This is a genomic window from Stenotrophomonas rhizophila, assembly GCF_007667275.1.
Classification (GTDB): domain Bacteria; phylum Pseudomonadota; class Gammaproteobacteria; order Xanthomonadales; family Xanthomonadaceae; genus Stenotrophomonas; species Stenotrophomonas maltophilia_AE.
Genome location: NZ_VDQT01000016.1, coordinates 1 through 389, shown reverse-complemented (window position 1 = coordinate 389; position 389 = coordinate 1). Strand labels below are relative to the sequence as shown.

The window sequence follows — 389 nt, the reverse complement described above, 5'->3', positions numbered from 1 at the left end:
TTCACTATCGATCACTAGGGAGTATTTAGCCTTGGGAGATGGTCCTCCCAGATTCCGACGGAATTTCACGTGTTCCGCCGTACTCAGGATACATTCAAGAGAGAACGAAGTTTCGACTACGGGGTTGTTACCCTCTACGACGGACCTTTCCAGGTCGCTTCGTCTACCTCGTTCCTTTGTAACTCCGTATAGAATGTCCTACAACCCCAAGAGGCAAGCCTCTTGGTTTGGGCTATGTTCCGTTTCGCTCGCCGCTACTCAGGAAATCGCATTTGCTTTCTCTTCCTCCAGGTACTTAGATGTTTCAGTTCCCTGGGTCTGTCTTCCATACCCTATGTATTCAGATAAGGATACCATACCATTACGTATAGTGGGTTTCCCCATTCGGA

1 rRNA gene is annotated in these 389 nt (G+C 48.3%); it reads right to left on the bottom strand.

The window, feature by feature from the left end:
* Positions 1 to 389 (bottom strand): 23S ribosomal RNA (locus FSZ13_RS18190); the annotation flags it as partial.